This window comes from Streptomyces glaucescens (assembly GCF_002154375.1).
Lineage (GTDB): Bacteria > Actinomycetota > Actinomycetes > Streptomycetales > Streptomycetaceae > Streptomyces > Streptomyces glaucescens.
Window position 1 is genome coordinate 1 of record NZ_MUND01000849.1, and the last position, 2,316, is coordinate 2,316.

General features: G+C 75.8%; 2 protein-coding genes. Both read left to right on the forward strand.

Annotation, left to right across the window (positions count from 1 at the left end; genetic code table 11):
- Positions 1-1,106: acyl-CoA dehydrogenase family protein (locus CCN42_RS38270; protein ID WP_281259569.1), on the forward strand; the 1,106-nt coding region annotated here is incomplete at its 5' end.
- Positions 1,103-2,316 (forward strand): acyl-CoA dehydrogenase family protein (locus CCN42_RS38275; RefSeq protein ID WP_086741835.1); only part of this gene is annotated, 1,214 nt, incomplete at its 3' end. The genes CCN42_RS38270 and CCN42_RS38275, both read left to right, overlap by 4 nt.

Here is a 2,316-nt window from a genome sequence, read left to right on the forward strand (position 1 = left end):
TCCCGGTGCCGGAGACCGCCGTGCTCGGCCCCGTCGGCGGCGGCCTCGCGGCGGCGATGCGCGCCCAGCAGCTGGTCCGGCTGCTCTCCACGGCCGCCTGCCTCGCCACCGCCGACACCGCCCTGCGCACCGCCCTGCGCTTCACCCGCGCCCGCCGCACCGGCGGGGTTCCGGTCGCCGAGACCGGCCACGGTGCCCGCGAACTCGCCCTGGCCGCCGCCGAGCTGATGGCGGCCGACCTCAGCTCGCTGACCGCCGCCCGCCACGCCCACCTCGCGCCCGGCACCTTCGGCCTGTACTCCTCCGTGGTCAAGCGCGCCGCCACCCGCCTCACCGCCTCCGCCATCGCCCGCGCCCGCGCCCTGCTGGGCGCGCGAGGCGTCCTGGCACACGGGCCCGGAGCCGTCGTGGACAAGGCGCAGCGGGACAACGCGGTCGTCGAGTCCATCGACACCAGCCCTTTCGGGGTGCTGCGCGCGGTCGCCACCCCGCTGCCCGGCTACGCCGGTCTGCTGCGGGAACCACCCGACCCCGGCGACCGCGCCCTCGGCCCGCTGCTCGCCTACGGCGATCCGCTCCCGGACCTCGACCCCGCCGCCCTCGACCTGGGCGCCCGCCCTCGCGACCTGGTGCTGCTCGGCTTCGCGGCGCACGCCGACGAGATCGAGGCCCGCCTCGCCGCGCGCGGGGCGGAGCGGGCCGCGGTGCTGGTGCGGCACGTGCGGGCGGCGCTGGAGCGCACCGCCGCCGCGGCGGCCGGCCTGGACCGGGGCGACCCGGCCGCCGCGGTCCGGCAGCTCGACCTGGCCGAGCGCCTCTGCCTGCTCCACCCGGCCGCCGCGGCGGCCCTCGCCTGGCGGGCGCACCCCGAGCGCGGCCTGTACGGCGAGGAACCCGGCGGCGCCGGCTGGCTCACCGCCGTACTGGCCGTGCTGCTCGCGCACGCCGAGGGCCGCGCGCCCCGCCAGGCGGCGCCCGACGTGCTGCCCGCCGGACGGGCGCTCGCCCGGCTCGACGACGCCCGGCTGCTGTTCACCGCGCTTCCGGTCCCGCTCGCCGACGGGCCGGGAACCGAGGAGCCCGAGGAGGGGGACGAGACGACATGACCGACCTGATCGCGCTCATGGCCGACCTGGAGGAGTACCTGGGCGACCCGTGGGACGCCGGGGCCCTCATGCCGTACCCGCGGATCCTCGCGGCCGACGAGGACCAGCGGTATCCGCACGAGTTCGTCGACGTGCTCGCCTCCTGGGGCCTGTACGACTGGATCGTGCCCGCCGCCAACGGCGGCAAGGCCGTCAACGTCGAGGACGGCTTCAACCTGTACCGGCTGGTCGGCCGCCGCGACCCCACCTCCGCCACCGCGATGGTGCTCACCAGCCTCAGCTACATGCCGGTGTGGATCGCGGGCAGCCCCGAACAGCGCCAGCACTTCGCCGACGCGATCCGCGGCGGCCGCAAACTCGCCTGGGGCCTGTCCGAGCGCCGCCACGGCAGCGACGTCCTCGCCAACGAGACCACCGCCCGCCGCACCGACGGCGGCTGGCTGCTGAACGGCGAGAAGTGGACCATCGGCAACGCCACCGTCGCCTGCACCGTCATGGTCCACGCCCGCACGTCCGACAAGGGCGGCCCCGGCGGCTACTCGATCTTCGCCGTCGAGAAGGACTGCGTGCCGCCCGGACAGCTGGCCCACCTGCCGGACGAGCCGCTGCACGGTCTGCGCGGCCTGGACATGAGCGGCGTCCGCCTCACCGACTGCTTCGTGCCCGACTCGGCGCTGGTCGGACGGGCCGGACAGGGCCTCGAGATCGCCCTGAAGAGCAGCCAGCTGGCCCGCATCGCCATCGCCAGCATCGCGATGGCCTGCGTCGACACCGCGCTGCGCAGCACCCTCGACTTCGCCGGACGCCGGGTCATCTTCGGCGGCACGGTCGCCGAGGTGCCGTACTCCCGGCGGCAGCTCGCCGAGAGCTTCGCCGAGCTGCTGATCGCGGACGCGCTCACCACCGGCGCCGTGCGTTCCCTCCAGCTCGCCCCCGCCCAGGCCAGCGTCTGGTCGTCCGTGGTCAAGTACTTCGTACCGACCCTGCTGGAGGAGACCCTCGCCCGGCTGACCACCGTCCTCGGCGCCCGCTACTACCTGCGGGGCCACCCCCGGCACGGCATCTTCCAGAAGGTCCTGCGCGACTTCGCCATCTCCAACTTCGCCGACGGCAACACCGTGGTGAACCTCAAGAACATCGCCCTCCAGCTCGACGGACTGCTCGCGGGCGCCGTCGGGCAGGACCCCGGCGAGGTGGCCCGCGCGCGGGC